This is a genomic window from Terrabacter sp. P5_B1 (assembly GCF_056400505.1).
The window spans coordinates 1-4940 of the sequence record NZ_JBFULD010000313.1; the positions used below are offsets into that span (position 1 = coordinate 1).

Consider the following 4940-nt stretch of genomic DNA (forward strand, 5'->3'; position numbering starts at 1 on the left):
GCCCTGCCCGCTCGTCGTGTCCTGCGCCGCGGCGTTGCGCCGCAGCGCCTCGGCGAGCTTGCCGAGGTCGGTGCCGAACTGGGTGAGCTGGGCCTCCACCGGCGGCCAGCGGTTCATCAGGTGGTCGAGGTCGGCGCCGCCCCACTGGCCCTTGAGGGCGTGGACGGCTCGGCTCGCCTCACCCTTGACGGTGTCGCACTCGCGGGCGTGGCCCGTGATGCGCTCGGCGGACGCGCGCAGGGCCACCGGATCGGCACCCTTCTTGTAGATCGCCATCTGTCGTTCTCCCCTGACGTCGTCACCGTGCTCGTGACGCACGACTGTGCGTGCCCAGGCGTCTCGGCCCACCCGCAACCTACGCAACCCGGCCAACCCGGACAATGGGGAGCACTCCCCTACGCCCGGCCCGGCCTCGGCACCCGCCCGCTCAGCCTCCGAAGCGACGGTGCCGGCCGGCATACGCCCTGAGGGCCCGCAGGAAGTCGACGTGACGGAAGTCCGGCCAGTAGGCCTCGCAGAAGTAGAACTCCGACGTCGCGCTCTGCCAGAGCAGGAAGCCCCCGAGCCGCTGCTCGCCGGACGTGCGGATGACGAGGTCGGGGTCGGGCTGCCCCTTGGTGTAGAGGTGCTCGGCGATGTCCTCGACCGTGAGGCCGGCGGCGATCTGCTCGATCGACTCGCCGGCGGCGGCACGGTCGAGCAGCAGGTCGCGGACGGCGTCGGCGATCTCGCGCCGACCGCCGTAGCCGACGGCGACGTTGACGGTCATCCCGTCGACGTCCCGGGTGCGCTCCGCCGAGGCACTGAGGCTCGCGGCGGTCTCCGGCGGGAGCAGGTCGAGGGCACCGACGATCTTGAGCTGCCAGTGACCCGACTCGGCGAGGTCGCCGACGGCCGTCTCGATGATCTTCAGGAGGGGGGCGAGCTCCTCCTCGGCGCGGCGCAGGTTGTCGGTGGAGAGCAGCCAGAGCGTGACGTACTCGACGCCGGCGTCACGGCACCACTCGAGCAGCTCCTCGATCTTGTCGGCGCCGGCCTGGTGGCCGCTCGCCGTGCCCGCCCCGCGGGCGCGCGCCCAGCGGCGGTTGCCGTCGAGCATGACGGCCACGTGGCGCGGGAGCGTCTCCTTGGGGAGGTCCTTGAGGACTCGGCGCTCGTACGCGCCGTAGACCACATCGCGCCACCCCACGGGGCCTCCTCGTCGACTCGCTCGGTCATCGTCGGTCAGGTCTGGGCAGCCCGAGGGCGACCGCGGTCCCACCGTACCCCCCGTCCCGTGGGCGCTCACGGCGGCGCGGGAGCCCCAACCTACGCTTCCGTAACTTACGGTTGCGTAGGTTAGACTCCAGGCATGAGCACAGGTCCCGACCCCACCCCCGCGGAGACGGTGAGCGCTCCGATCGCCGACCTCGTCGCGAGCGTCAAGCCCCGCCTGCGCGGCTGGCTGCACCTGGCGATGTTCCCCGTCGCGCTCGTCGGCGGCCTGGTCCTCGTGGTCGTCTCGCAGCCCGGGTCGGTGCGCACGGCCTCMATCGTCTTCACGATCAGCGCGGCCCTGCTCTTCGGCGTCTCCGCGGTCTACCACCGCGGCACGTGGGGTCCGAAGATGTCGGTTCTGCTCAAGCGCTTCGACCACTCGAACATCTACCTCATCATCGCGGGCACCTACACCCCGTTCGCGGTGACCCTGCTGCCCACCGGCCAGGCCCGACTGCTGCTCTCGGTCATCTGGGGCGCCGCCGTCGCCGGAGTGCTCTTCCGCGTCTTCTGGGTCAGCGCGCCGCGCTGGCTCTACACCGCGCTCTACCTCGCCCTCGGCTGGGCCGCGATCTTCTACGTCGTCCCGTTCTGGCGCCAGGGGGGCCCGCTCATCGGCTCGCTGATCGGCCTCGGCGGTCTGCTCTACACCGCGGGCGGCATCGTCTACGGCACGAAGCGGCCCAACCCGTGGCCGCGGTGGTTCGGCTTCCACGAGGTCTTCCACGCCTTCACGCTGGGCGGCTTCCTCACCCACTTCGCGGCCGTGACGCTCGCGGTCATCGGCTACCAGGCCGTCACCTGAGCAACCCGACGTCGTCCCGCACCCGTGGGACATGACGAACGCCCCGGCCTCGTGCCGGGGCGTTCGTCGTGTCCGAGGGCGTATGCCGTCCCCTGCGTCTCAGCGGCGCGGGTCCTCGCCGTCCGGTCTGGAGTCGTCATCCGTCCGCCCGGACGCGGCACCGGTGGCGTCCTCGTCGGGGCGGCGGCCGGTGTCAGATGCGGTGTCGGACGCCGCGCCGGACCCGGGCTCGGGGGCGGCCGCTGTGGACCCGTCCACGTCGGACTTCGCCGCGAACTCCTCGGCGCGCTCCCGGTCGCGGTAGGCCATCCGGCGCAGGCGGTTGTTCATGTTGCGCACGAGGAACCACAGCGCCACCGCGAGCACGAAGAACGCCACGAAGCCCCAGATGCCGGGGCCGACCGGGAGGTTGCCGCCGCCGCTCATCGGGCGCGCACTTTCTCGGACCCGAGCTCGCTGTCGTCCTCGTCGGCGTGCGTCTCGGAGCTGTCGCCACGGGCGCGTCCGGACACCTGCTCGCCCTCCTCGCCCTCCTCGACCTCCGGCTCCTCGGTCATGCGCCCGTCGTGGACGAGCACGCGGTCAGGGCTGGTCGCGAGCGCGTCGGCCTCCGCGGGCGAGCCGAGGCCGGCGAAGAGGTCGTCCTCGCCGTCCACGATCGGCACGTACGACAGTGCGGCCTCGAACTCCTCGACGCCCCAGACCCGCTTCTGGATCTCGAGCGGCACCTGGAACCAGAACCCGTCCGGGTCGACCTGCGTCGCGTGCGCGATGAGCGCCCGGTCACGCGTCTCGAAGTGGTCGGCGCAGGCGATCGTCGTGGTGGGGAGGCCCGAACGGCGCGGCTTCCAGTTGGCCAGCCACTCGGCATACGGGCTCTCGAGGCCCTCGGCGAGCATGGCGTCGTGGATCGCCTCGAGGCGCGGTTTGGACCAGCCGCCGTTGTAGTAGATCTTGAGCGGCTGCCAGGGCTCACCGGCGTGCGGGTAGCGCGTCGGGTCGCCGGCCGCCTCGAAGGCCGCCATCGACACCGTGTGGCACATGATGTGGTCGGGGTGGGGGTAGCCACCCTTCTCGTCGTAGGTCGTCATGACGTGCGGACGCCACGCGCGGATGACCCGCACGAGCGCCTCGGTGGTGACGTCGATGTCCTCGAGGGCGAAGCAGCCGTCGGGCAGCGGCGGCAGCGGGTCGCCCTCGGGCAGACCGGAGTCGACGAAGCCGAGCCACTGGTGCTCGCAGCCGAGCACCTCCTGCGCGGCCTTCATCTCGTCGCGCCGCACCTGCGCGATGTCGCGCAGGATGTGCGGGTCGTCCTTGAGCTTCTCGTTGAGGATGTCGCCGCGCTCACCGCCCGTGCAGGACACGACCAGGACTGACGCGCCCTCGGCGACGTACTTGGCCGTCGTCGCGGCGCCCTTGCTCGACTCGTCGTCGGGGTGCGCGTGCACCGCCATCAAACGCATGCCCTCGGCCACGTGGCTCCCTGTTCGTCTGCAGTGTCGGTGGGGGCGCGGGTGGCTCGTGGGTTCTCGATGCCTCCGGCGCCCGGGTCGGTGCGGCTCCCGTGGTGCCATGGGAGAGACTGGACCCGTCCGCCATCCTCTCACTCCCCCGCGCCCCTCGACGCGCGGGCTCGAACCGCCAGGACCCCGTATGCCGTCCCGCCCGACCCTGCCCCGTCCCGCCCCCGGCCAGCTGAAGTGGTGGGTCATCGGCACGGTGGGCATCCTCGCCGGCGTCGCCCTCGCCATCTGGTTCGGGCTCTCGTCGACCCTCGGCCTGCCGAGCTGGCAGACGCTGGGCTACAAGGTGGTCAGCGACCARCAGGTGCGCGTCGACTTCGAGGTCTACCGGCCGGGCGGCCGGGCCATCACGTGCACGGTCGAGGCGCTGGCGAGGGACTTCGCGCCGGTCGGCACGAGCACGGTGCAGGTGCCGGCGAGCGCCGACGAGACCACGACCCAGTCGGCACTCCTGCGCACGACGTCACGGGCCGTGACGGGCCAGGTCAAGACCTGCTCCTGATCGGCGCGGGCTCCGACCAAAAAATGCGGTGAACTGCATCTTCGCCGTTCATTTTGTTATCCTTGTTGCTTCATCCCAGGGTCCGGACCCGTCGCCGACCGGCATATGAGTTGTCGACATCGCCGTTCGGACCCTTCTTTTTGTGCAGGCGCCCACGCGGAGCACCGCGTGGGCGCTGTTCATCCAAGGAGTGACAACCGTGACCGAGACTGCCGCTGGCTTCCTGACCCAGGAGGCCCATGACCGCCTCAAGGCGGAGCTCGACAAGCTCACGGGCGAAGGTCGCCTCGAGATCGCACGCAAGATCGAGGAGGCCCGTGAGGAGGGTGACCTCAAGGAGAACGGCGGCTACCACGCCGCCCGCGAGGAGCAGGGCAAGATGGAGGCCCGCATCCGCCAGCTCACCGAGCTGCTCCACAACGCGACCATCGGCGAGACGCCCCCCGATGACGGTGTGGTCGAGCCCGGCATGCTCGTGACGGTCGAGATCTTCGGCGACGAGGAGACCTTCCTGCTCGGCAACCGCGAGATCGCCGACGGTTCCGACCTGCAGGTCTTCTCCGAGAAGTCCRCCATGGGCGCTGCCATCAACGGCAAGAGCGTCGGGGACGAGACGAGCTACGAGGCCCCCAACGGCAAGACCATCGGGGTCAAGATCGTGGCCGCGAAGCCCTACACCGGCTGAGCACCGCCAACGCCTGACGGAGACGGGCCGGCTCCCCAGCCCCTGGGGACCCGGCCCGTTCCCCTACCCTCGCTTCACCCCCTTTCCCCAACCGTCGAGAGGCCACGTGTGGCCGCCTCGCCACCGTCGAGAGGCCACGTGTGGCCGCCTCACCACCGTCGAGAG

At 70.9% G+C, this 4940-nt stretch carries 7 protein-coding genes; 3 read left to right on the forward strand and 4 right to left on the reverse strand.

The window, feature by feature from the left end; genetic code table 11:
- Together AC1DP0_RS17990 and AC1DP0_RS17995 are read right to left on the reverse strand one after the other, a co-directional pair.
- A partial coding sequence (locus AC1DP0_RS17990; protein ID WP_478087050.1) for a hypothetical protein occupies nt 1–276 on the reverse strand: 276 nt, incomplete at its 3' end.
- 151 nt (nt 277–427) lie between these two features.
- Nucleotides 428–1189, reverse strand: coding sequence for an isoprenyl transferase (locus AC1DP0_RS17995; RefSeq protein WP_478087052.1), 762 nt, complete (start codon nt 1187–1189; stop codon nt 428–430).
- Nucleotides 1190–1351: 162 nt separating this feature from the next.
- Here AC1DP0_RS17995 and trhA point away from each other — a divergent pair, with 162 nt between their 5' ends.
- A complete protein-coding gene (trhA, locus tag AC1DP0_RS18000) occupies nt 1352–2062 on the forward strand; it encodes a PAQR family membrane homeostasis protein TrhA (protein ID WP_478087054.1) in 711 nt (236 codons plus the stop codon).
- A gap of 99 nt (nt 2063–2161) precedes the next feature.
- Here the strand turns inward: trhA and AC1DP0_RS18005 are convergent, their stop codons facing one another.
- On the reverse strand, nt 2162–2488 hold the full coding sequence (locus AC1DP0_RS18005; RefSeq protein ID WP_478087056.1) for a hypothetical protein: 327 nt from the start codon (nt 2486–2488) through the stop codon (nt 2162–2164).
- Entirely contained in the window at nt 2485–3519 is a 1035-nt protein-coding gene (gene mca, locus AC1DP0_RS18010; RefSeq protein WP_478087062.1) for a mycothiol conjugate amidase Mca, read from the reverse strand. Before mca ends, AC1DP0_RS18005 begins: the two co-directional genes overlap by 4 nt.
- A gap of 199 nt (nt 3520–3718) precedes the next feature.
- Between mca and AC1DP0_RS18015 the strand changes: the two genes are divergently transcribed.
- Together AC1DP0_RS18015 and greA are read left to right on the forward strand one after the other, a co-directional pair.
- Nucleotides 3719–4090 (forward strand): DUF4307 domain-containing protein, encoded by a 372-nt coding sequence (locus AC1DP0_RS18015; RefSeq protein ID WP_478087058.1) that lies wholly within the window; start codon nt 3719–3721, stop codon nt 4088–4090.
- Nucleotides 4091–4289: 199 nt separating this feature from the next.
- Nucleotides 4290–4775 (forward strand): transcription elongation factor GreA, encoded by a 486-nt coding sequence (gene greA / locus AC1DP0_RS18020; RefSeq protein WP_478087060.1) that lies wholly within the window; start codon nt 4290–4292, stop codon nt 4773–4775.
- Nucleotides 4776–4940: the final 165 nt, after the last annotated feature.

Bases quoted from the DNA above. Each gene is read 5' to 3' on its own strand.
- AC1DP0_RS18005 (WP_478087056.1), bottom strand. From the start codon at position 2,488: ATGAGCGGCGGCGGCAACCTCCCGGTCGGCCCCGGCATCTGGGGCTTC.
- mca (WP_478087062.1), bottom strand. From the start codon at position 3,519: ATGGCGGTGCACGCGCACCCCGACGACGAGTCGAGCAAGGGCGCCGCG.